Source organism: Alteraurantiacibacter aestuarii (assembly GCF_009827405.1).
In the GTDB taxonomy this organism is placed as follows: domain Bacteria; phylum Pseudomonadota; class Alphaproteobacteria; order Sphingomonadales; family Sphingomonadaceae; genus Alteraurantiacibacter; species Alteraurantiacibacter aestuarii.
The window spans coordinates 432,445-454,458 of sequence record NZ_WTYY01000002.1 but is presented as its reverse complement, the minus strand read 5'-3'; the positions used below and the strand labels follow the sequence as shown (position 1 = coordinate 454,458).

Here is a 22,014-nt window from a genome sequence, read left to right as displayed (position 1 = left end):
CCGTGCCTGCGATCTCGCCAGCACAGATGGTGGCGATCTGGGAACGCGGCAAGCCGCAACCGGATTGGCAGCGCGCGCTCGAAATCGTGGCCGCGGGCGAGGAATGCGGCGACGCGGAGCACCTGCGCACGCTGACGCTGGGCGAGCGCAATGCCCGCCTGTTCGCGCTGCGCAAGGCCACTATCGGCCCGATCATGCGCGCCTTCGTCAAATGTCCGCAATGCAGCGAGCCGCTGGAATTCGAACAGTCGATAGACGAATTGCTGGATGGCAACGCCGCCGCGCCGCAGCGCGAGTTCAGCTTCGCCATCGATGGCTACACCCTCCATTGCCGGCTGCATGACAGCACCGATATTGCGCACACTGCGGATCTCTTTTTCGAGGAAGAAATTGCCGAGGCGCTGGTCGATCGCGCCTTGCTGAAGGCCGAACATGCGGGCGAAACACTGCCATCGGCGGCGCTGAGCGACAGCATGCGTGCGGCCATCGCGCGCGAAGTTGCTGCCCGCGATCCGCTGTCTCGCCCCGGCGTGGCGCTGGGCTGCGCTGCGTGCGAACATGTGTGGCAGGCTCCGCTCGATATCGCCGCCTTCTTCTGGACCGAGATCGAACGCCTGGCCCGGACCACGCTGGACGATGTGATCGCGCTGGCGCGGGGCTATGGCTGGCGCGAGAACGATATCCTGGAAATGGGCGCATCGCGGCGTCAGCTCTATCTCGAAGCGCTGGAGTGATGCCATGTCCAGTTCCGATTGGTTAGTGCGCGCTATTCAGGGAGACAGACCGCAAGTCAGCCCGGCGGCGGACTATGGCGCCCGGACGATAGACTTCTCTGCCCGTCACCAGAGCGAGGCCAAGCGCAGCCAGCCCATCCCCTTGCCGCTGCCGGTGATCGAACCGCGCAAGCTGCGCGGCGATGGCATGCCGGTGCGCTTTGCGGCTGGCAGTATCCGCCCGTCCGACCTGCCGATGCCCGTACAGGGCCATTCGCGCCCCGCTGCGCTGCAAATTCCCGGCGCGATCACGCCGCGGCCAGAGGATCATGACGAGGCCCTGTCCGCCGCGCGCCGGTCCACGCCCTCGCGTCGGCAGCGGATGGCAGCATCAGGCAGGACCGATCGGATGAGCCCGGATCAGATCAGGCGGGATCTGGGATGAGCGATTATCGCAGCATCGCCATGGTAACTTCCGCCTTGCAGCGCATTATCCAGACAGCGGTGAACGAGGTGCTGGACCGGGCGCGCGTGCATGTTGGCCCGCCCGATGCAAAGGATCACGATGGCAAGTCGGAGGTCAATCTCTACCTTTACCAGGTAACCACCAACGCCGAACTGCGCAATCACGATCTCCCGCGCTGGGGGGCGGACGGGAAACTGTGGCGCAAGCCGCAGGCCGCCATCAACCTGCATTACCTGATCAGCTTTTCGGGCGACGGGCTGGAGCCGGAACTGATGATGGGCAAGGTCGTGGGCAGGTTCCACGGCATGCCGCAGATCAGCCGCGCCCGGCTGGAGAATCTGGCGACCACGGAGCATTACACACCAAAGGGCGCGGTCGATCTGCTTGGGGCAGACCTTTCGGGCCAGCATGACACGATCTGCATCACCCCGAGCTATCTCGATTTTGACGAGATTTCGAAGCTGTGGTCATCGTTCTTCCAGGTCCGCCATCGCCGCACGCTGATGTATGTCGTTCATCCGCTGATGATCGATGCCGAACAGGCCGAATCCCTGCCCGAAGCCCTGCCCGAAGCGCAGGATGAAACAGCGGCTTACCGTGCCGGGGCGGGCCGATGAACGCGCCTTTGGAGAATATCGCCAAGAAGGCTCTGGTCGAAGATCTGCGACGCATCAGGCAGATGCTCGCGGCCTATGCCGGTGGCGATGTGGACGCTGTGCGGCAGGGCGAGCCGCCGTTGCGCTTTTCCACGCTGGATGGGGCCAGCAGTCCCACCCCGCTGGCATGGCTGATGCAGATTTTCGGCCTGACTGAATTTGAAGCCGACATCCTGCTGTTGTGTGCGGCGATGGAACTGGATGCCGAATGCGCGCATCAGGTTGTGCGCCTGCAGGATGGCGCCACGCCCACTTTCTCGCTCGCGCTGGCGGCATTCCCGGGTGCGCACTGGAGCGCGCTGCTGCCCGATGCTCCCCTGCGGTCCTGGCGCCTGCTGCATGTCGAGAAAGACATGCCGATCACCACCGCCACGCTGCGCATCGATGAACGGATACTGCATTATCTGGTGGGCCTGTCCAGCCGTGATCCGGGCACCGAAAGCCAGATGAAACTGGTGGAGGCCGATCTCGAACTCACCCCCGGTCACCGGCAACTGGCGCTGAATATCGCGAGCAGCTGGCGCGAAGCGACGCAAGCGGCCGAGGCGCCGCCATCGATCATGTTGCGCGGCGGCGATCCCGTTCTCAAGCGTGCAATCATTGCCGCTGCGGCGGCAAAGCTTGGCTATTGCGTGCACGAAATCCGCCTGCGCGATCTGCCAGCGGACAGGCACGAGCTGGCCGTGCTGATCCGTCAGGTTGAGCGCGAGGCGCTGATCAGTTCAAGCTGGATCATGCTTGCTGCCGGCAATGGCGCGATCGAGGGAGAGGCTCGCGAGCGGCTCGATCTGGTTCTTGCCCATGCCACGCTGCCGGTCACTGTTTCGTGCGGAGAGGCTCCCGATGGCGAACAGCGTCTGGCGGGTTTCGGTGTCCCGGCGGTCCCTCCTGCTGAAAGGCTGGAGCTGTGGCGCCAGCTGCTGCCGCCCGGTGTGGTTGCCGAACGGGCGATGGCGCAGCTGGGCTTCCAGTTCGATCTGTCCGTTGCCGCCATGCGCGCGGCGATCATGGAAGCGCGGGCGCAGACCGGCAGTGACGAGCCGCTGGACAAGGCGCTGTGGCGCGCCTGCCGCGATCAGGCGCGTTCAAGCATGCCGCCATCGGTTCGCCGGCAGGAACCCCGGGCAGACTGGAACAGCCTGATGCTGCCAGCGCGCGAGCGGGACCTGCTGCGCACCATCGCACAGCAGGTTGCCGCGCGTGCGGCGGTTCACGGAACATGGGGAATGGGCGCATCGGGCGCTGGCGGGATCGGTATTTCCGCGCTGTTTGCGGGGCCAAGCGGCACCGGCAAGACGCTGGCCGCAGAAGTGCTGGCGAATGAACTTCAGCTTGATCTGTACCGCATCGATCTGAGCATGGTCGTCTCAAAATACATTGGCGAGACCGAGGAGAACCTTCGCGCGCTGTTCGATGCGGCAGAGAAGGGCGGCGCCATCTTGCTGTTCGATGAAGCTGATGCGCTGTTCGGCAAGCGCAGCGAAGTGAAGGACAGCCAGGACCGGCACGCCAACATGGAAGTCAGCTATCTGCTCCAACGGATGGAAAGCTATGGCGGGCTGGCGATTCTGACCAGCAATCTGAAGGACAATCTGGACGAGGCGTTCCTGCGCCGCCTGCGCTTCATTATCGACTTTCCCTTCCCGGATGGTCCCGCCCGAAAAGCCATCTGGCGCGCAGCTTTCCCGGCACAAACCCCGCTGGACGGCGTGGATTTTGACAGGCTGGCAAAGCTGCATCTGGCCGGCGGCAGCATTCGCAATATTGCCCTGAACGCCGCTTTCCTCGCCGCGCACCAGGGCTGCGCCATCACCATGTCCCACATCGAGCAGTCCGCGCGGCTCGAATATGAAAAGCTCGGCCGCGCCCCTGGCGATGAAGAACTGGGAGGCTGGTGATGGGCAAGACCCCGGGCAACGGAAAGGCGAAGGCGGCCCAAAAGGGGCCCGGCAAGAAGATTGGCAAGGCCGACCGAACGACTTCCAGGGTGAGGACCAAGTCGCAGGTGCGGAGGGTCAAACCGCTGGCGCGCAAGGATCAGCGCGGCTGGAATTTTGATCATGAGAACGAGATCGCCGAATGGCAGGGACGCGGCCCAAGAACCCCTTTGGAAGATACCGGATACGGGCATTATACGGAGCGAGAGCAGCAACTTCTGCAAATGCCCGATGAGCATAAGGGCGGCCATGGCGGCTCGATGAAGAGCCTGCGCACGCACCATGCCGTTCCGGAAGAGGCGCTGAACCAGCTCTCCGATGTTGCCTATATGGCGAGCGCCCGGCTGGGACGGTATTACGAGGGGCCGACCGAATACAGCGGACTGGACCCGTCACCGGTCAAAGCCAGCGTTGGACACCGGGACAAGAACGCTCACAGGAAGGAATTCAGGCGGGCAACCGGCGAAGCCAGCGCCACCCGCTATCAGCAGGCCTCAGGAGATTATGTACCTGGGACCGATTATGAGATTCTCCATGCTCACGGCGTCGGTGAAGTTGGCAAGGTGAGCCAGCAGATCGTCAATCTTGCGTCTGCATCGCAAGGTGCCAATTCGCAGATGATCCCCTACGACAAGGCGATTTCCGGCAATCCCAGGATCCGCGTCGGCAGCTATTTCCAGAAGAAAAAGGGAACCCACCAGGCGGTGGCGATCCATCAGGTCTATTATCACGAAGCCATGGGCGACCAACCCATTTTTCATCAGCAGGTCGAACCGCATCGACCGGAGATGTCGCGCGAAGAATATGAATATCACGAAGCGCAGGCGGAAAGGCTGAAACAGCACATTCGCGCGCTCGAAGGCCCTCACGATGACGGATCGATCCAGCCCATGCAGATGGATGAGGAGAAGGATCAAGACGAAGATGAGGAAGCCGCTGCGACAATGGCATCGATGAGCATGCAGCGGGGTCATTTCTGATGACAGGCCTCGTCCACCCTCCTGTGCCCGGCACAAGCCGCCCATGCGGGGAGGCGCTTTGTGGCTAGTCGTTACGGTCCGCAAGCGGTGAAGACCGTGATCAGGAAAGCGCCTGGCGCGGCAGCTGCGCTGAGCCGGTCGATGGGGGCAGCGGCTGCGGTTCCTCGCCATTCATTCTCGACGCTTTCGCCGCGCTCATCACGATCGTCCGGTCCCGCCTCCAGCCTGTTTCGCACCATGAGCCTGCCGAACCAGGTGATCCGCCGCGAGCTGCATATCGCCGCGCAGGGCAGTGGCAGGCCCGCGGATCAAACCTCCAGCGTCACCCGTGTTGGCGATGATTATCACGGTGACACCGTGACCATCGCCGGACCGGGCAAAGGGCATCATGACTGGCGTGAGTGGCCAGCATTTGGCGGTGTCCAGACGGAAAGAGGCCAGCAGTCGCGGATTGACGAGACCATGCGGGAATTGGTTGCAGCCCACCGCCGCGGGGATGACGAGATTCACCTGTCGGGCCACAGCCGAGGTGCGGCGAACCAGATTCTGGCGGCCCAGATCCTGCATCACCGGGGCCTGATCTGTCCCGACACGGGTGAACAGGTAAGGCCGCCCGGCGTGACGGTCCACAGCCTCAACCTGGCCGATACGGTGCCCGAAATGGGCAAAGGCCATATGACCGTGGAGACAGCAGAGGGGCGTCGCAACGTGCCCTATGAACACAAGGATGCCGCGATTCCGCCCAATGTCTTGCGGGTGAATAATTACGTGGCCGGGGGTGAGGAGCGCCTGCGTTTTCGCGATCTGCCGATCCAGGCATCCTCCTCAACTGCGGTGCAGACGCATATCGTGCCCAATGCGGTCCATTCAGACGTCGGCGGTACACCCGGTTTCCAGAAGGATGCCGGTGATCTGGTGGTTTCGCATGCGGTTCAGTCACTGGGCCAGCAATACCCGGGCCAGTTTGGCACTGGCGGCGTGATGGCTGCCGGGGCCTATAATGCGGCGCTTCGCCGCCAGCAGCAGCGCCAGCCTGCACCCGGACTGGTGGAACAGGGAATTGGCCTGGTCACCGGAACGCAACAGCGGCAGTTCCCGCTCACCGCCCAGCCCCTGGGGTTTCGCGACGAGGATGAAGAAAGCGTGGTGTCCGGTGAACATTGACGCGCCCACCAGCAGCAGGAGCGTGCAGCCATGACTTATCAGGCGCGCGGTCCCAAGGTTTTGAAGGGCGCTTTCGTCACCATTCCGGTGTCAGGCGGATCGCCCAGCACGGTCGCCTTCCAGTATAATCCCGCCACATTGAAGCGCAGTCTGCAGCCACAGTTGGTCGGCGGGGAGCCGCAGGCGCGCTCGCAAGCGGTGCGCTTTACCGGTCCGCCGGTGCAGACCATCAGCATCGATATTGAACTGGATGCGGCAGACGGCATGTGCAGCGGCAATGCCGCCGCGCTGGCATCGGGCAGCCTGCCGCAGCTCGCCCAGCTTGAACTGCTGGTCTATCCGCAGCTTGCCGCCGTCAAACAGGCACAGGCGCAGCTGGCATCGGGCGTGATGGAAATTGCCGCCAAGACAGCGCCGCGCACGCTGTTTGTCTGGGGTGCCAAGCGCGTGCTGCCGGTCAGCCTGACGGGTTACCAGATATCGGAGGAGCTGTTCGATAACCGGCTCAACCCGGTGCAGGTGACGGTTTCGGTCACCATGCGCGTGCTCAGCTACACCGATCTGGACGCCTCCAGTCGCGCCAGTTTCGACTTCATGACCTATCAGCAGAATCTGGTCGAACTGGCCAGTTCGGCTGGCGGTTCTGGCCAGGCCACGGGCACCGGCATCAACGCCGGATCGTATTAAGGGGAGGGCGCACAGATGTTCGACCCCTCCAGCCGCTATCACGGCCTGCCCAACAGGCTCCACCGCAGGAGCGACGGGCGCGAATATGTGTACAAGGCGCGCCGCCTGATCCGCGACGATGCCGCTGTGCCCGCCAGCCATGAAGTGACCGTTGGCGCCGATGAGAGACTGGACACGATCGCCGCGCGTGAACTGGGCGACCCGCTGGCTTTCTGGCGCATCGCGGATGCCAATCCCACGCTCGATCCGTTCGCGCTGGTTGAACCGGGCACGACCTTGAAGATACCCTCTCTGGACCATGATTGCGCGCAGGTGGATGAATGAGCGCGCCCGGGTCCATCCAGCTCGAACTGTGGCTGGGCGACATGGTTGCCCGTCCGGCACCGGCGCAGGTCACGGCGCTGCTGCGCGGTGCCCAGGTCACGCGCAATTGCCAGGCTCCGGGGACTTTCCAGCTGACCTTCCGGCTCGACCGGGAAACCGGCTCCAGGGCCGACTTCGCATTGCTGACCGGCGGCATGGTCAAGCCGTGGAGCCGGGTGCTGGTGATGGTCCGGCTGGGATCGCAGCGCACCACGCTGATCGATGGTTTCGCCACCGCGCAGGCCTTGTCGCATGACGGGGACAGCGGTGCCTCGCAACTGGTCGTGTCGGGCGAGGATGTGTCCATCGTGATGGACCGGCTGCAACTGTCGCTGGAATATCCGGAGATGGGCGATGCGGCCATCGCCGCGCTGGTGCTAGCGAAATATTCGCTGGTGGGGATCGTGCCCGAAGTCACCCCAACGCCGTTCGATCTGGTCCCGCTGGAGATAGAGCGCACATCGCAGCAGAACGATACGGACCGAGCCTTCCTGTCCCGGATTGCCGCACGCAATGGCTATCGCTTTGCCGTCAGGCCGGGGCCAGCACCGCAGACCAATATCGCTTCATGGGGACCACCGGAGAATATCGGTAGCGTGCAAACACCGCTTTCGGTCGACCTTGGCGGGGCGACCAATGTCTCGAAGATCAACTTCCAGCTCGATGCTGCCGCGCCGGTGCAGGTGCTGGGCATGGTGCAGGACAATGATACGCAAATCGATGCGCCACTGGTAACGGTGGGCAGCACGCGCATTCCGCATCTGGCCACAAATCCCGCGCTTGATGCGCTGGGCCTGATGCAACGGCGCGAACTCTATACCGATCCGCGCCATGGCTATCTGCAGGCGATGCACGATGCGCAGGTCCGCACCGATACCACCTCGCAAGGGGTGCTGAAGGTTACGGGCGAGCTGGATACGCTGCGCTATGGCGGCGTGCTGGATGTGCCGGGCCTGATCGACCTGCGCGGTGTGGGCACGCATTATGACGGGCGTTACCGGGTCGAGCAGGTGACGCATAACCTCGGCATTGGCAGCTATACCCAGTCCTTCACGCTTGCCCGTGAGGGTACTGGCAGCACTATTTCGCAGGTGGCGGCATGAAGTGGCTGCGCAGGAAAAAAGCTGGCGAGGAGCGCTTCTGGGGCAAGTATCGCGGCAAGGTGATGGAGAACAAGGACCCGCTGTTCCAGGGCCGGATCATTGCCAGGGTGCCATCCATTTCCGGATCGCTGCTGAACTGGGCGCTGCCTTGCGTGCCTTATGCGGGCAAGGATGTGGGGTTCTATGCCATTCCGCCCGTGGGCGCCAATGTGTGGATCGAATTTGAAGGCGGTGACCCGGATTATCCGGTCTGGGCGGGCTGCTTCTGGGGGCCGGAGGATATCATCCACGCGCCCGAACCGGTGGTTCCCGAACTCAAGGTGTTCAAGACCGCGCACACCACCATCATCATCAACGATCTGGACGAGGTTGGCGGCTACAGCGTCCATTGCAACACCCCCGCCGTGGATGTGCCGCTGTCGATGGTGTTCAATTCCGAAGGCATCAAGCTCACCTGTCCCGAAGCCAACTTCCAGATGACGCCCGAAAGCATCACCCAGACCGTCCCCGAAGCGCGGGTTTCGGTAACCGCGGCGCGCATATCGATGACGGTGCCCGAGAGCACGCTGAACATGACGCCCGAAGTGCTGTCGCTGGCCGTGCCCGCTTCCTCGATCGAGCTGAGCGGGGAAGCGATCGAGGTTGAGGCACCAGAGGTGAGCGTGGACGGCGAAGTCAACATGATGCCTCTGGTCACGATTGAGGGCGACAATAACGTGGCAGGCGCGCTGACGGTGGAGCTGGAGGCCAATGTGGCCGGTGCGGTCACCATCGAGGGCGGGCTTGCCATCGAAGGCGGCGGCGAGATCGACGGGGCGCCGATCCTGTGACCACCAGAGCCGCCTTTCCCTATGGCCTGTTGCCTGCCGGCCCGACCCGGCTGGCCGAGGTTGACGATGTCCTGGCGCAGATGCTGGCGCAGATTGTGCTGGTCAGGCCCGGCGAGCGCGTGAACCGCCCCGACTTTGGCAGCCCCCTGCATGATCTGGTGTTCGATCCTTCTTCGGAAGCCGTTACCGCAGCCTTCGCCGCGCTGGTGCAAAGCGCGATCCGCCAGTGGGGGGGCACGACGATCGATGTGCTGGCGGTGGACATAAAGCCTGCTGGCGAGCGGGCGGAAGTGCACGTGACCTACTGCGATGCCCGCACCCGCACCGCGCACCGTATCGTCCTGCCATATTATGGAGAGACCGCGTGACGGCGGCGGCAAGCACCTATCTGGCGCGCGATTATGCCAGCATGCGGCGTCTGCTGATTGCCGAGCTGGAAGCGGCGGTGCCCGGTGCGGCGGATCTGCCGGTGGCCAGCATCGAAATGACGCTGATCGAGGCTATGGCCTATATCGGCGACTATCTGTCCTATGCCCAGGATGCGGCCGCGACGGAGGCCTATCTTCAGACCTGCCGGCAACGCCTGTCAGCCGCCCGCCACGCCGTGTTGCTGGGAAAACGGCTGAATGAGGGGTGCTGTGCCCGCACGCTGCTGCAATTTGATACCGGCGCAGACGCTGTGGAACTGCCCGCAGGGACGCAGGCACTCAGCCGCTTGGCCGGGCATGATGCGGTGCATGTGGGCGCGGCAGATGCGGCTGGCGATGTGGCACATGCTGCAACCGGATTTTCCACCCTGCATCCACTGACCGTGCGCCGGGAGAATGCCAGATTCAGCCTGTCGGACGCTTGCCCCACTCTCCTTGCGGGGGCCTGCCATGCCATGCTGGATGCGCGCGCAAAAGGGCTGGGCAGGGGTGATATCCTGTTGTTCCGGCACGTGGAAAGCGGCTGGGCGCAAGGTGTCAGGCTCAGCAGCGTGCACGTGGAAGGCGATGAGACGCGCGTGGAATGGCTGCCCGCCGATGCGCTGGCCCCTGCCATTCCCACATCCGGTCATTGGCAGGTGCTGGGCAATATCGCCGTGGCTGAGGAAGGCACGGCGGTTGAGCTTGCAGAGCCGGTGGTGCTGGATCGCTGCGGTACAGCGGCACTGGTGCGCGCGCCCGCGCCAGCTTTCGCCATGCCATTCGATAGCGACCGGGCCAAAGGCCTGCCACTGGCGCCGCAGCTGGCGTGCGATCCAGACATGGCCGAGCCGGTGATGTGGCTGGATGAGCAATGGGATCGCCAGCACGCAGCATGGCCCTTTGCGCGCTGGAGCGCCCGCCGTGATCTGCTGTCCATTGCACCCGGCACCCGCGCCTTTGTGCCCGAGGTGATCGGGGATGATCTGCTGCGGCTGCGCTTTGCCGATGATCCGGCCCATCCGGTTCCAGGCGATGTGCCCGCCTATGCCACATACCGGTCCGGCAAGGGCGCGCGCGGCAATATCGCCGCCAACACCCTGGTCCATCTCGTCGATGCCGACCAGCGCATTCGCCAGGTGAGCAACCCGTTGCCAGCATCTGGCGGATGCGATGCCGAGCCTTTGGTCACTGCACGCCGCACGATCCTGTCCCGGTGCGAGGGTGCCGCGCCGGGCCGCTGCGTCACCCCTGCCGACTATGCAGCGCTGGTTGCCCGCCATGAAGATGTGGCTGGCGCAAGTGGCGCGCCCACATTCGCCAACGGTTTGCGCCGTATCGACATATCCGTCCGGCGCGGTGCGGGCCGCAGCGTGGATGCGGACTTCAGGCGCGCGCTGCTCGATCTGATAGCGCCTGCCTGCCTGCTGGGTGATGTGGTGCACATCGGGGACGCGGGATGAGCGAGACAGTCCCCCCGGTTGAAAGCCACGCCGAAGCGCCCCCATCACCGGCATCGGCTGCGGTGCTGAGGCGCCTGCTGGCCGGAGCAGGGCGCACGCCCACGCTGGCGGGGCTGGTTTCGGACATGCCCGGCGATGTCAGCCGGGCCCTGCTGGGAGCATGGGCAACCGCCTGCGATATTCTCGGCTTCTACCGCGATCGCATTGCCGACGAGGCCTATCTTGCCAGCGCGCAGGAAGACGCATCGATCCTGTGGCTCGCCCGCATGGCCGGACTGAAGCGCCAGCCGCCACAGGTGGCCAGCACGCTGCTGAGCGTGACCCTGGCCGATGCGGCGGGCCAGCCGCGCGAGGTTTCACTGGCGCAGCGCGGCGCACTTGCAGTGCAGAACATTCCGCCTGCGGGCGAAGCTCCGGTGATCTTCGAAAGCACCGATATCATCGACCTGAAGCTGCGCTGGAATGCGATGACATTGGGCAGGCCATCGGTGGCCAGCGCGGCGGTTATCAGGCCCGGCGCGCTGAGCATGGCCTTTCCGGCAGGATCGGTGGATCTGCACAAGGGCGACGGCCTGCTGATCACCCTGGCGGACGATCCGGGCGCCGATCCGCCGCCCAAGCAGGCACGCTCTGTCTTCGTCATCGTGGACGCTGTCGAACATGACAGTCTGGCGGGCGTGACGCTGGCCAGCTGGTCCACTCCGTTCCCGCAGCTGTATTCACCAGAGCCGCAGTGCAAGCCATATCATCAGCCTTACGCTGTCCAGACGGTGGAGACATTCCGTAACCGCGCGGGCCTGTTCGGCCGGACTGCGCGCGCGTGGAGCGAGCTTCCCGCCGACCAGCAGCGCAAGTCTGGCACTGTTCCGGGTGGTCTGGTCCAGCTGAACGCCAAGCTGGGACAGCGCTGGCAGAACGCCAGCAAGGGATTGCCGCCGGGCGATGTCAGCTGTGTCCACCAGCTTGCCGACGGCACAATTCTGGCTGGCACCGGCGGCGGCCTGTACGTTCGCGAGAAACATGGTGAGTGGAAGGCGGCAAGGCTCCCGGCCGGGCGGCACGATATTCGCGCCATCACGGATCTGCCGGTGATCGTGCATGACCAGCCCAGCAGCTGCTGGCTTGTCCGCCAGCTTGAAAAGTTCAGCATCGTGCGTTGGCTTTTGCACCTGTTGCACCTCGATCGCGGGCAGAAGCGCGACGGTCTGCTGTATGCCGGAACCGCTGCTGGCTTGTTGCTGAGTTCCGATGATCGCGGGGCAAGCTGGGCGCAGGTCGGCCCATCGGCCAAGGCGCACGGTGCCCCCATCAATGATCTGCTGGTCATCCCCGGCAGCGGAACGGGGCCGGATCGGATTGTGGCGGCCACCAACCTGGGGTTGCAGCTGTTCAACTTTGCCACCGCCAAATGGGAAGTGACCACCAAGCTGCCCAGGGCCGGAACTTTTGATCCCGGCCTGAGCGGGGTGGCGGTCAACGCGCTGGCGCTGTTCAAAGGCTCGATCGTGGCGGCAAGCCAGCATGGCCTGCTCGTCTATCCCGTCAGCAAGGCGGGAAAGAAAACGGGCGCAAAGGGCAAACCGGCGCCGTTGTTCTCATGGTACAAGGCCAGCCTGCCGGGCAATCCCGATGTCGCCTGCACCAGCCTGTGCATGGCGCATGGCGGCAAGACCCTGTTCGTGGGAACTGGAGCCGGAATGGTCGCCACGCCCAACCTAGGCCGCTGGCGGGAATGCAACAGGGGCCTGTCCGATCCCGCGCCCGCGATCACATCGCTGGCGTTGCACGGCACGGACCTGTTTGCTGCCAGCGCCACCGGCATCATCCGCACACACCACGACTCCATCCACTGGCACAGCCTTTCGGATGAAGTGCTTGTGCTGTTCAGCGCCGATGGCTCGATGGTAAAGGAACTGGTGCAGCGCGGGACGTCGGGCAGCGATCTGATCGCCCGCTTTGCGCTTGCAGGAATTGCCGTGTCGCAAGCCGCCAGCTGGGAACGGGTCGATCCACCGCATGGCGCTGATTTTGCATGGATGCTCAAGAACCCGCTCGCCAAGGCCGAGCAGACGGACCATCACAAGTTGGATCGCTATCTGCTGGTCCAGCGCGGCACCGTTGTGCGTGTGGCGAAAATTGTCGCTCTGCCCGGTGTGAACGGGCTTTCCGCCTGTGGCCAGACATTGCTGGCCGCCACGCAGCGGGGCGATCCGGTTGACAGGCAGTGGCCCGATTTCGCCAATGCGGCTGACGAGCTGGTGCTGGACCGCAAGGTCGACGGGCTCAAGGCGGGTGCCCGCTTCCTGATGGCCGCTGCCGGGTCGAAGGCACAGACACCCGGCCTGCCCGATCCGGCCATTGTCGATCCTGATGCCTACAGGGTCGAGAGTGCATCCACCCGGTTGCACCGCGCATTTGGCAAGGCCGCCAATGTCACATCGGTAACGCTGGCTGAACCGTCCCCGGCGGTCACGCTGATGGACCTGCGCACCGCTCGCCTGTTCTTCAGCACCGGCATGGCCACGCCGCTGGCTACCCCGCCTCCCGAAGCTCCACTGCAGGGTTCAATACTGGATCTGGGATCACCGGCAGCGGGGTTGGGCATGCATCGCAAGCTGATCCTGTCCGGGCCGCGCCGCGCGCTTTTCGCGGTGCCAGACCTTCTGGCTCTGCTGGAAGGCGAACTGGACGATGCGATTTCAGCCACGGTGCGCTTGTTGCCCGGAGTAAAACGCAACAGCGTGATGCCGGAGCTTGATCAGGGCGTGATCGGCACTGCCGCGCGCCCCCTGCTTGCTGCTGCGGGCCTGGCATTGTCACGCAGTGCAAGCTGCCTCGCCCATGTTCCGGGCCAGCAATGGCTGATCCGCGATGGGGACCGGGGCTGGCACCTGATAGCGCCTTTAGAAGACGTCTGGTGCCAGCCGCTCCCCTTGCTCGAACTGGTTATGGCGGGTGAGGGCGAGAAGTCATGCCAGGTGGCCGGCGAGGACGGAGCGGCCTTTCCCCTGCCGCCGCTGCATGATTGCGTCTGGCAATCCCCCGCCTCCTGGCAGCAATCCGTGGCGCAATCGGTCAAGGTCGCACAAGATGTGACTGGCGACAGCTTGCTGGCAGGCGGCAAAGTCGGCCTGATCGCTCCGGTCACAGTCCCCTTCGACCGGGCGAACTGCCGCGTCTCTGCCAATGTTGTCACGGGACAGCAGACGCAGACCATCGCAGTGGAGGTGCTGGGTGATGGGAAGGGCAACGGGCCAGGCGGCAGGCAGGGCAGGGCCCTTCAGCTGAGCACTTCCCCGCTGGCATGGTCCGGCCCCGATGCGAGCGGTGCGGCGTGGCCTGATCTTGAGGTCTATGTCGATCCACCCGCTGGCGCCATAACCCGCCAGGACGCACAGCTGCTGAAGCAGGGACAGCGCTGGTATCCGACGGCCAGCATCGCCTGTGCCGGACCCGATGACCGGGTGTTCGAGATTGAAAACGGGCCGCACGGCAAGTCGCGGCTTCGCTTTGGCGACGGGCGCAACGGCGCCGCCCTGCCCGGCGGAACCAGCAATGTTGCGGCCACATACCGCACCGGAGGCGGCGCAGCGGGCAATGTACGGGCCAACAGCCTGCGGGTCCTGCGCCGGCGATCTTCCGGGGTCAGCAAGTGTACCAATCCCCTGCCGGCCAGCGGGGGCAGGGACAGCCAGCCAATCGCCTCGCTTTGCCGCAGGGCGGCGTCACACAGGTGCATCAATCAGCGGATCGTGACGCTGCGTGACTATGTCGCCTTTGCCGAGGATTTTGCCGGAGTGGTATCCGCCCGCGCGCAAGTGCTGGAGAAGGGCACCAAGGTGGCGATCAGTGTGCTGTGGGATGCAGAGTTGGGCGATCAGGAGCGATCTGACCGCACGCAAGCACTTGAAACGGCCATCGCGCAGTGCAGGGCCGATGCGCTCGATCTGGCCGTGTCCAGCGCCTGGCCGCTACTGTTCTCGCTTGAGGTGCAGGTCACGCCGACACCGCAGGCCAATGGCGATCTGCTTCCGGGACTGGTGGCACAGGCACTCTACGATGCCTTTGGCCCCGGGGCGTGGACGATCGGCCAACCGCTGGACAGGCAGCATGTCGAAATGGTGGCCAGGCGTGTGCCCGGCGTCGCCAGCGTCGGTCCCTGCACGATCAGGATCGCGGGCGAGGATGCCGCGCTGGACCGGCTCGAGCCGCGCCCTTCTGACATTACCGCCGGCGATCACCACTATGCCGCCCAGATGCCCGTGCTGGCGGCCAGCTGTGATGCACGGGTGAGCCTGACATGATGCGCGCAGCCCCATCATTCTTCGATCTGTTGCCAGAGCTTTACCGGCGGGCGGATAGGCTGGCGGGCAATGGCCAGTTGCAGGCGCTGACAGGGCTGCTGGACAGCGCCCGCGGCGATGTGGAGCGCGATATCCAGGCGCTCTATGCGGACTGGTTTGTGGAAACCTGCGCCCCGGGGGTGCTTGGCGATCTGGCGCAGCTGGCCGGGTGGCAGGGACCGCCGGAAGGCGCGTATGATGCGCGGGCAATGGTGGCCAGCGCGGCGCAACTCAACCAGACCCGCGGCACCGCTTCAGCAGCGCAGCGCTACCTCTCCCAATTGAGCGGGTGGCCTGTCAGCGTGAGGACAGACGACGCCGCAGGAGGGGCAGCGATCACTGTCTGGCAAGCAAGGTTGCGCCATCTGCGCGGCTCCACGCCCGTCCATGCACGGCGCGAAGGCCCGCATGGCCGCTGCTTCCGCCTGCATCCGCTGGGGTTCGATGCTCCGCTCTACCAGCGGCCGGGGGGCGATGGAGGCACCGATCTTGCCACTGGTCCCGCGCTGGAACGGGAGCTGGGGGACGATGTGCTCGCCGCCCATGTCTGCGTCAGCGTGCGCAAGGATGATGGAAGCTGGCAGCGGCTCTCCCTGCGGATGGGCGAACTGTCCGGCTGGTATTGCCGGGACATCGGCGAGCGTGAGGCGATTGTCGATCCGCAAACGGGGCGGATGCTGCTGGGCCGGGGTCCTTTCGAGATGGCCGATATTCTCGTCGATTGCACGATCAGCGAGATACTCCCGTGTGACAGGCGCTCAGAACTGGAACCGGCGGCCAGCGGCTGCTGGGTGGCGCATGTCCACCGTTCGGCCCCGCCAGGATCGCGCGGCGGGGTGCAGTATTTCCGCAGCCTGCGAGAGGCGCTCGACATCGCGGCGGGAGTTTCGGCTGATATCCATATCCGCCTGCTCGATTCCACGCGGCAGGAACTTGGAGAAGCGGGGCTGGCGGACAAGACCGGCAATTGTCCGCCCGATCCCAACCGCGCGCGGCACATCACCATAGAGGCGCGTTCAGGCGAAACGCCTGTTATCGCCGGAGTTCTGCGCTTCACCGCCGCGCACAGAGGCCTTGCGGTCGCACTCAGGGGCCTCACGCTGGATGGATCGATCGAGATTACCGGCAAGGTCTCCGCCGCGCTCGAATCCTGCATTGTCGCGCCGATTGCCCGCATGCGCAGCAGGGATACGATGGCTCCGGCAATCCGCTGCTGGTACGATGGCGCTGACAGGTGCGCCCTCAGCCTTCAGTCCTGCGCCATCGGGCCAATCGTCACGCATGGCCAATCGCTTGTGTACATGACGGACAGTGTGGTGGACGGCTACCGGCAGCGCAATGCCGTGGACGGCATGGCCAGACTGCACCTCACCCGCTCGACCATATTTGGCGATTTGAACTGCCTATCGATCGAGGGGCAGGACAGCGCCTTCATCGGACTGGCGATTGCCGGGGAAGGTGCTGCCATTCCCGGCTACCCGGAGGGACGCGACCAGTTCATCAGCAGCGACATCGCGCAGCCGGGCTATGCCATGCCGCGCCGGGGAAGCGCCTCGCTGGCGACCCGCGATGCGGGAAATTTTCCTGATATCGGAGCGACCAGACTGCTCGACATTCCTGCCCGTGAGGATCTGGTGAGGCAGGCTGTCGGCCTTGATGCAGATGCGGCTGATGGCTCCTCGCCAATTATCCCGCTGGGCGTGAAGGTCACCCTGCGCTTTATCCAGCAAGACGGCAGCGTCCATGATTAATGCGACAATTGTGACCATCTGACGATAGCCGCAAACCGCTCTTTGCATCTGGCGCGTTTTGGGAGATAAGTGGCGAACATAATGCCCCGCCACACAGTATTCCCGCGCCGGATACTTCCAGAAGCCATGTCGGTTACGCCATGGCTGGCTGATGACGGGTGGAGTTTGCGCAGTTTTTCGCTGCCCGCGCAGGCACCCTTGCCAAAAGGAAACATCTTGTTTCTGGGCGGGCGGGCCGATTTCTTCGAGAAATATCTGGAGCCGGTGCAGACGTGGAGCGCGGCAGGCTGGCAGGTGTCCGGCTTTGACTGGCGCGGGCAGGGCGGGTCCGGGCAAACCCACGCGGACGGCTGTTGCCACATGCCCGATTTCGGCCTTTTCCTGTCCGACCTTGAAGGCTTTGCCGCGCAGTGGATGGAACGATCCAGCGGCCCGCATGTCGTGATCGGCCATTCAATGGGCGCACATGTGGTGCTGCGCGCAGTGGCAGAGAGGCGAATCCAGCCCGATGGCATCATCCTGTCTTCGCCCATGCTGGGGATCAGGGCCGGACCGCTTGGCCAGCGCACCATCGGCCTGGCGGGGCAGCTGGGCCGGGTTCCCATGCTGAGCAGCAAGCCGGTGTGGGGCAAGAAAACGCCCACTCCGCGCCAGCACATCACCACCTGCCCCGATCGTCATGCAGACAAATTATGGTGGAAGGCGAAGCAGCCGGAACTGGCGCGCGGCGGCCCTACGTGGGGCTGGCTGGCGGGAGCTGTCGCATCGCTGGAAGCGTGTGAGCGGCAATTGCGGCGAAGGCCGATGGTGCTGCCGTGCATGATGCTGTGCGCCAGAAGTGACCTGGTGGTGGACAATCGCGCGATCAATCGGCTGGCCGCCTGTCTTCCGCGCCTCAGCCGTCATGAAATTTTCGGTGCGGGCCATGAATTGTTGCGCGAACGTGACCGCCCGCGCGGCGAGGCGATGGCGCTTATCGCCCGATTTTGCGAAGAAATCCGCAGCTGAGAACGCCGCCGCGCGCCCTTGCGGACACATCTCTGTCCCGGGTCTGTAGCAGGCATGCAATATTCGCAACGCATCTGCCCTGATGAAGAGGGAGCAATTTGCACTTATGACAATGCAAACGGCAGGTGTGGCGGCAGCATATGATCGCTGGGCACCGATTTACGATCTGGTTTTCGGCGGAGTCTTCGCCACTGGCAGGCGCGAGGCTGTGGTTGCGGCCGAGCAGGTTGGCCAGCGCATCCTTGAGGTGGGGATCGGCACCGGCATATCCCTGCCGCATTACCGTGCCGACAGCCGGCTGACCGGGGTCGATATCTCCCAATCCATGCTCGCCAAGGCCGAAAAGCGCGCCGCCCGGCTGGGCCTTTGCAACATTGACAGGCTGGCGGCGATGGATGCCGAGCGCATGCAATTCGCCGACGATGAATTCGATGTGGTGGTGGCGCAATATGTCGTCACCTCCGTGCCTGACCCGGAGGCCGCTCTCGACGAATTCCTGCGTGTGGTGAAACCCGGCGGCCAGATCATCATCACCACCCGCATAGGCGCCGGGCATGGCCTGCGCGGCAGCATCGAAAAGGCGCTGATGCCGGTCACCAGCAAGCTGGGCTGGCGCACCGAATTTCCCTGGAAGCGATATCAGGAATGGGCGGCGCGCAATTCCGGCGTGCGCCTGATCGAGCGGCGCGATCTGCCTCCGCTCGGCCATTTTTCGCTCCTCCGTTACGAAAAGATCGAAGGTTGAGACATCTCATGCACATTCGTGAAGACAGCAGACTGGCGCATTTTCGGGACCATTTGCGCGAACAGCGGTGGGACGATCACCGCTATTACCATCACAATCTGGTCAACCAGAGCCTGCACTTCGTCAGCGCGATAACCTTTCTGGTCGCCTATGTGATCGTGTGGCGCGATCCGTGGCTGGCGGCGCTGCTGGGCTGGGGCATTTCGATGACCAGCCGCCAGGCGGGCCACTTCTTTTTCGAGCCGCATGACTATGATCAGGTCAATGATTGCAGCCATGAATACAAGGAAGAGATCAAGGTCGGTTACAACCTTGCGCGCAAGGTGGTGCTGATGGGGTTGTGGGCGTTCAGCCCGGTGCTGCTGCTGGCCAATCCATCGCTGTTCGGACTGGTTACGCCGCATGCCGGACTGATGAGTTTCCTGGAGAACCTTGGCATGATGTGGCTGGCGCTGGGCGTGGGCGGACTGGTGTTCCGCACGGTGCAATTGTTCTTCATCCGCGATGTGGAGACGGGTCTGGTCTGGGCGACCAAGATCCTGACCGACCCGTTCAACGATTTTCGCCTCTATTGCCGTGCACCGGGCCAGCTGGCGCGGCGCGCGGCAGCATGGCGGCCCGGCAAGGCCAGTTGATCCCGGCTCAGCCGAATTTGGTTTAGGCGGAGCGGCCCAGCACGTGGCCGATCATTTCGTTCCTCAGCCGGCGACGGATCGCCTTGTCGCCCGCCTCGCCTTCGCTGGCGCGCCACCACCAGCCGCCGCTCTGCATCTGCTGCACAGCGGCGAGGAAGCGGCGCTCGACCTCGGCGAAGTCATCATCGGTATAGGCCAGGCTGAAGATGAAGCGGCCCGATCCCACCCAGCTCAGCGCCAGTCCCTGCGCGCGCAGATAGAATTGCAGCATCCAGTGATAACGGCCCGCCTGCGTGAAACAGACCATCCATATGGTGCCCAGATTGTTGATCCGAACCGGGTATCCGCCAGCCTCCAGCTGCGCGTTGAGGCTGTCGGCGCGGTCATTCCAGCGCGCGTCCAGCCCGTCATACAGCGCCATGCCCGTGGGCGTTTCCATGTACCGCAGGAAGGCGTCCATCGCGCCCATCACATAGGGGTGGGAATTGAACGTGCCGCGGGCAAAGCAGATGTCGGCGGGCTTGTCCTCGCGGTAACGCTTCATCAGGGCGGCACGCCCGCACACCACGCCCACCGGCAGTCCGCCGCCCAGCGTCTTGCCATAGGTGACCATGTCGGGCGTGACGCCGAAATATTCGCATGCCCCGCGCTGCGCCAGGCGGAAGCCGGTGAACACCTCATCCATGATCAGCACGATCCCGGCCTTGTTGCAGGTGTGTTGCAGGCGGGCGAGCCATGCGGCGTAATCGGCGCGCGATACGCTGGCCTGCTTGCGGCCTGTCACCAGCGTGGAATCGCCCGGCGCATTGCTGTTGGGATGCATTGCCTGCAACGGATTGACCAGCACGCAGGCGATATCCCGGCGCGTTGCCAGCACCTTAAGCGCCGCCTCGCTCATGTCTGCCAGCGTCAGCGTGTTGTCTGCCGGAACGGGATTGCCGATGCCCGGCTGCACATCGCCCCACCACCCGTGATAGGCCCCGGCAAAGCGCACCACGCGGGCACGGCCGGTGTGATAGCGTGCCAGCCGCACCGCCTGCATCACCGCTTCGGTGCCGGACATGTGGAAGGACACCGCATCCAGCCCGGAAATTTCCTTCAGCCGCGCCACATTATCCAGCACCAGCGGGTGCAGGCCGGACAGGGTCGGGCCAAGATCGGCGGTGCTGGCAATCCCCTGCGCCACCAGATCGCGGTACGCATCCACGCCCAGCAGATTGACGCCATAGGAGCCGGTCAGGTCGTAAAACGCATTGCCGTCCAGATCGGTCAGCTTCACGCCGGACGATGCCTGATAGAACGATCCGGAAGACAGATGCCGCCGCACCAGCGCGCTGAACTGGAATGGCACGCGGTAAGTGCTGGTGAAGTCCACATCGGGGATGCTGTGCGCCGCCTGTGCGCTCATCTCGGCAGATTTTGGGAAGCGAGCGCGATAGGTGTCCGCCAGCGCGGCAAATGCTTCCTGCCGCTGTGCCGCCACATCGGCAGGCGCATCATCGGCGTTGGCAAAATTGCCCTCGTCAAAGGCATAGTGCGGGATCAGCCGCGCCGCGCGCTTGGCCATGCGGACATGGCCGACCAGCCCCTTGTGCTTGGCGGCGGAGAGCTGGAGGCGGCGGCGGGCGGGGCGCAATGTCACCAGCGCCGCCGCACTGCCCAGCAAGGCCCAGCCAATCGAAGATATCTTCACAAATGCTCCTTCACATTCAGCCCGGGAAGCCCGCCATGAGTCTGCGATCCGCCATCAAGCGCCTGACCGCGCAGGAGGATCTCAACTTCCTCCTCACCAACTGCATCCCGCGCCATGCCGCGACCCGCTTCATGGGCTGGTTCAGCAAGCGCGAACATCCGCTGGTGCGGCTGCCCTCGATCGCCCTTTGGCAATTGTTTTGTGACGTCGATCTGACACACGCGGAGAAAGCGCGATTTTCCAGCCTGCACGATGCTTTCACCCGCAGGCTGAAGCCCGGCGCGCGGGCGTTTGTGGACGATCCCGCCGTGCTGGCGTCCCCGTGCGATGCCATCGTCGGCGCAACTGGAACGGTCACGGCGGGGCAGGCGCACCAGATCAAGGGCTTCGATTATGAACTGGCCGAATTGCTGGGCGATGCGGCGCTGGCAAGCGAGTTTGAGGGCGGGCAGTTCGTCACCCTGCGGCTGACAGCGGGCATGTATCACCGCTTCCACGCGCCCGCCGATCTGGTGGTGGAGCAGGTGCGTTATATCTCCGGCGATACGTGGAATGTGAACCCGGTGGCGCTCAAACGGGTGGAGCGGCTTTATTGCCGCAATGAACGCGCGCCGATCAGCGTGCGGCTGGCCGGGCGGCTGGCTGGCCCCCTTGCCGCTGGCGACCGGCTGCTGCTGGTGCCGGTGGCGGCGATACTGGTGGCGAGCATCCGCCTGCCCTTCCTCGATCCCATCCGCAATGTGCGCGATAGCGTGGCGGGCGTGTGGCAAGGCGCATTCGCCTTTTCACGCGGGCAGGAGATGGGCTGGTTCGAACATGGCTCCACCATAGTCGTGTTCGCCCCGCCGCATTACCGGCTGGCCGATGGCATAATCGAGGGCGCGGTGATCGAAGCGGGCTACGCGCTGATGACCAGCACGGGCAAGGATTGAAGTCGGCAGCGAAAGCCCGTTTCTCACCCCGGCAATCAAATAATGCGCGGTTTTACTTAACCGTCACAAATCGCCCTGGCGCTATACTTCAAACTTGCAGCCTCGCGATTGAGGCGTAACCTGCACGGTGACCGCAAT

Annotated in this window: 20 protein-coding genes; 18 read left to right on the top strand and 2 right to left on the bottom strand. The window is 64.3% G+C overall.

Going from position 1 to position 22,014, the window contains the following annotated elements; all coding sequences use genetic code 11:
* The first annotated feature begins 2 nt into the window (after positions 1–2).
* The 5 genes from GRI32_RS04845 to GRI32_RS04825 are packed head-to-tail and all read left to right on the top strand — an operon-like array spanning position 3 to position 4,752.
* Positions 3–734, top strand: coding sequence for a hypothetical protein (locus tag GRI32_RS04845; protein ID WP_160590004.1), 732 nt, complete (start codon positions 3–5; stop codon positions 732–734).
* A 4-nt stretch (positions 735–738) separates the two neighbouring features.
* A complete protein-coding gene (locus GRI32_RS04840; protein WP_160590001.1) occupies positions 739–1,158 on the top strand; it encodes a hypothetical protein in 420 nt (139 codons plus the stop codon).
* Positions 1,155–1,796, top strand: coding sequence for a Pvc16 family protein (locus tag GRI32_RS04835; RefSeq protein ID WP_160589999.1), 642 nt, complete (start codon positions 1,155–1,157; stop codon positions 1,794–1,796). The genes GRI32_RS04840 and GRI32_RS04835 overlap by 4 nt, the downstream gene beginning before the upstream one ends.
* Positions 1,793–3,733, top strand: a complete 1,941-nt coding sequence (locus tag GRI32_RS04830) for an ATP-binding protein (RefSeq protein ID WP_160589997.1) — start codon at positions 1,793–1,795, stop codon at positions 3,731–3,733. The genes GRI32_RS04835 and GRI32_RS04830 overlap by 4 nt, the downstream gene beginning before the upstream one ends.
* Positions 3,733–4,752, top strand: coding sequence for a hypothetical protein (locus GRI32_RS04825; RefSeq protein WP_160589996.1), 1,020 nt, complete (start codon positions 3,733–3,735; stop codon positions 4,750–4,752). The genes GRI32_RS04830 and GRI32_RS04825 overlap by 1 nt, the downstream gene beginning before the upstream one ends.
* 71 nt (positions 4,753–4,823) lie before the next feature.
* Here the strand turns inward: GRI32_RS04825 and GRI32_RS04820 are convergent, their stop codons facing one another.
* Positions 4,824–4,991: a hypothetical protein gene (locus GRI32_RS04820; RefSeq protein WP_160589994.1), complete on the bottom strand. Its 168-nt coding sequence runs from the start codon at positions 4,989–4,991 to the stop codon at positions 4,824–4,826.
* On the opposite strand from GRI32_RS04820, the gene GRI32_RS04815 reads away from it, so the two are divergent.
* The 12 genes from GRI32_RS04815 (at position 4,990) to GRI32_RS04760 (ending at position 19,251) form a co-directional block, all read left to right on the top strand.
* A complete protein-coding gene (locus GRI32_RS04815; RefSeq protein WP_160589993.1) occupies positions 4,990–5,916 on the top strand; it encodes a hypothetical protein in 927 nt (308 codons plus the stop codon). The two genes, GRI32_RS04820 and GRI32_RS04815, sit on opposite strands and share 2 nt — an antisense overlap.
* Before the next feature lie 30 nt (positions 5,917–5,946).
* On the top strand, positions 5,947–6,603 hold the full coding sequence (locus GRI32_RS04810; RefSeq protein WP_160589991.1) for a hypothetical protein: 657 nt from the start codon (positions 5,947–5,949) through the stop codon (positions 6,601–6,603).
* Between the two features lie 15 nt (positions 6,604–6,618).
* Positions 6,619–6,927, top strand: coding sequence for a LysM peptidoglycan-binding domain-containing protein (locus GRI32_RS04805; RefSeq protein WP_160589990.1), 309 nt, complete (start codon positions 6,619–6,621; stop codon positions 6,925–6,927).
* Positions 6,924–8,069 (top strand): hypothetical protein, encoded by a 1,146-nt coding sequence (locus GRI32_RS04800; RefSeq protein ID WP_160589988.1) that lies wholly within the window; start codon positions 6,924–6,926, stop codon positions 8,067–8,069. Before GRI32_RS04805 ends, GRI32_RS04800 begins: the two co-directional genes overlap by 4 nt.
* Positions 8,066–8,899 carry a phage baseplate assembly protein V gene (locus GRI32_RS10680; RefSeq protein WP_202385933.1) on the top strand — a complete coding sequence of 278 codons (834 nt, stop codon included), beginning with the start codon at positions 8,066–8,068 and terminating at the stop codon, positions 8,897–8,899. The genes GRI32_RS04800 and GRI32_RS10680 overlap by 4 nt, the downstream gene beginning before the upstream one ends.
* Positions 8,896–9,267 (top strand): GPW/gp25 family protein, encoded by a 372-nt coding sequence (locus GRI32_RS04790; protein WP_160589987.1) that lies wholly within the window; start codon positions 8,896–8,898, stop codon positions 9,265–9,267. Before GRI32_RS10680 ends, GRI32_RS04790 begins: the two co-directional genes overlap by 4 nt.
* Positions 9,264–10,769 (top strand): baseplate J/gp47 family protein, encoded by a 1,506-nt coding sequence (locus GRI32_RS04785; RefSeq protein WP_160589985.1) that lies wholly within the window; start codon positions 9,264–9,266, stop codon positions 10,767–10,769. The genes GRI32_RS04790 and GRI32_RS04785 overlap by 4 nt, the downstream gene beginning before the upstream one ends.
* Entirely contained in the window at positions 10,766–15,073 is a 4,308-nt protein-coding gene (locus tag GRI32_RS04780) for a baseplate J/gp47 family protein (protein WP_160589984.1), read from the top strand. The genes GRI32_RS04785 and GRI32_RS04780 overlap by 4 nt, the downstream gene beginning before the upstream one ends.
* Entirely contained in the window at positions 15,070–16,863 is a 1,794-nt protein-coding gene (locus GRI32_RS04775) for a hypothetical protein (protein ID WP_160589982.1), read from the top strand. Before GRI32_RS04780 ends, GRI32_RS04775 begins: the two co-directional genes overlap by 4 nt.
* Before the next feature lie 81 nt (positions 16,864–16,944).
* A complete protein-coding gene (locus GRI32_RS04770; protein ID WP_237437378.1) occupies positions 16,945–17,871 on the top strand; it encodes an alpha/beta fold hydrolase in 927 nt (308 codons plus the stop codon).
* A 112-nt stretch (positions 17,872–17,983) separates the two neighbouring features.
* Positions 17,984–18,616 (top strand): class I SAM-dependent methyltransferase, encoded by a 633-nt coding sequence (locus tag GRI32_RS04765; protein ID WP_237437377.1) that lies wholly within the window; start codon positions 17,984–17,986, stop codon positions 18,614–18,616.
* A gap of 8 nt (positions 18,617–18,624) precedes the next feature.
* On the top strand, positions 18,625–19,251 hold the full coding sequence (locus tag GRI32_RS04760; RefSeq protein ID WP_237437376.1) for a DUF962 domain-containing protein: 627 nt from the start codon (positions 18,625–18,627) through the stop codon (positions 19,249–19,251).
* 22 nt (positions 19,252–19,273) lie between these two features.
* Here the strand turns inward: GRI32_RS04760 and GRI32_RS04755 are convergent, their stop codons facing one another.
* Entirely contained in the window at positions 19,274–20,944 is a 1,671-nt protein-coding gene (locus GRI32_RS04755; protein ID WP_337190154.1) for an aminotransferase class III-fold pyridoxal phosphate-dependent enzyme, read from the bottom strand.
* Between the two features lie 35 nt (positions 20,945–20,979).
* On the opposite strand from GRI32_RS04755, the gene asd reads away from it, so the two are divergent.
* On the top strand, positions 20,980–21,876 hold the full coding sequence (gene asd, locus GRI32_RS04750; RefSeq protein WP_160589977.1) for an archaetidylserine decarboxylase: 897 nt from the start codon (positions 20,980–20,982) through the stop codon (positions 21,874–21,876).
* Positions 21,877–22,014: the final 138 nt, after the last annotated feature.

What these genes read in the sequence shown, in the direction of transcription:
- GRI32_RS04840 (WP_160590001.1), top strand. Translation starts at nt 739, where the DNA reads ATGTCCAGTTCCGATTGGTTAGTGCGCGCTATTCAGGGAGACAGACCG.
- GRI32_RS04835 (WP_160589999.1), top strand. Translation starts at nt 1,155, where the DNA reads ATGAGCGATTATCGCAGCATCGCCATGGTAACTTCCGCCTTGCAGCGC.
- GRI32_RS04830 (WP_160589997.1), top strand. Translation starts at nt 1,793, where the DNA reads ATGAACGCGCCTTTGGAGAATATCGCCAAGAAGGCTCTGGTCGAAGAT.
- GRI32_RS04825 (WP_160589996.1), top strand. Translation starts at nt 3,733, where the DNA reads ATGGGCAAGACCCCGGGCAACGGAAAGGCGAAGGCGGCCCAAAAGGGG.
- GRI32_RS04815 (WP_160589993.1), top strand. Translation starts at nt 4,990, where the DNA reads ATGAGCCTGCCGAACCAGGTGATCCGCCGCGAGCTGCATATCGCCGCG.
- GRI32_RS04820 (WP_160589994.1), bottom strand. Translation starts at nt 4,991, where the DNA reads ATGGTGCGAAACAGGCTGGAGGCGGGACCGGACGATCGTGATGAGCGC.
- GRI32_RS04810 (WP_160589991.1), top strand. Translation starts at nt 5,947, where the DNA reads ATGACTTATCAGGCGCGCGGTCCCAAGGTTTTGAAGGGCGCTTTCGTC.
- GRI32_RS04805 (WP_160589990.1), top strand. Translation starts at nt 6,619, where the DNA reads ATGTTCGACCCCTCCAGCCGCTATCACGGCCTGCCCAACAGGCTCCAC.
- GRI32_RS04800 (WP_160589988.1), top strand. Translation starts at nt 6,924, where the DNA reads ATGAGCGCGCCCGGGTCCATCCAGCTCGAACTGTGGCTGGGCGACATG.
- GRI32_RS10680 (WP_202385933.1), top strand. Translation starts at nt 8,066, where the DNA reads ATGAAGTGGCTGCGCAGGAAAAAAGCTGGCGAGGAGCGCTTCTGGGGC.
- GRI32_RS04780 (WP_160589984.1), top strand. Translation starts at nt 10,766, where the DNA reads ATGAGCGAGACAGTCCCCCCGGTTGAAAGCCACGCCGAAGCGCCCCCA.
- GRI32_RS04775 (WP_160589982.1), top strand. Translation starts at nt 15,070, where the DNA reads ATGATGCGCGCAGCCCCATCATTCTTCGATCTGTTGCCAGAGCTTTAC.
- GRI32_RS04770 (WP_237437378.1), top strand. Translation starts at nt 16,945, where the DNA reads ATGCCCCGCCACACAGTATTCCCGCGCCGGATACTTCCAGAAGCCATG.
- GRI32_RS04765 (WP_237437377.1), top strand. Translation starts at nt 17,984, where the DNA reads ATGCAAACGGCAGGTGTGGCGGCAGCATATGATCGCTGGGCACCGATT.
- GRI32_RS04760 (WP_237437376.1), top strand. Translation starts at nt 18,625, where the DNA reads ATGCACATTCGTGAAGACAGCAGACTGGCGCATTTTCGGGACCATTTG.
- asd (WP_160589977.1), top strand. Translation starts at nt 20,980, where the DNA reads ATGAGTCTGCGATCCGCCATCAAGCGCCTGACCGCGCAGGAGGATCTC.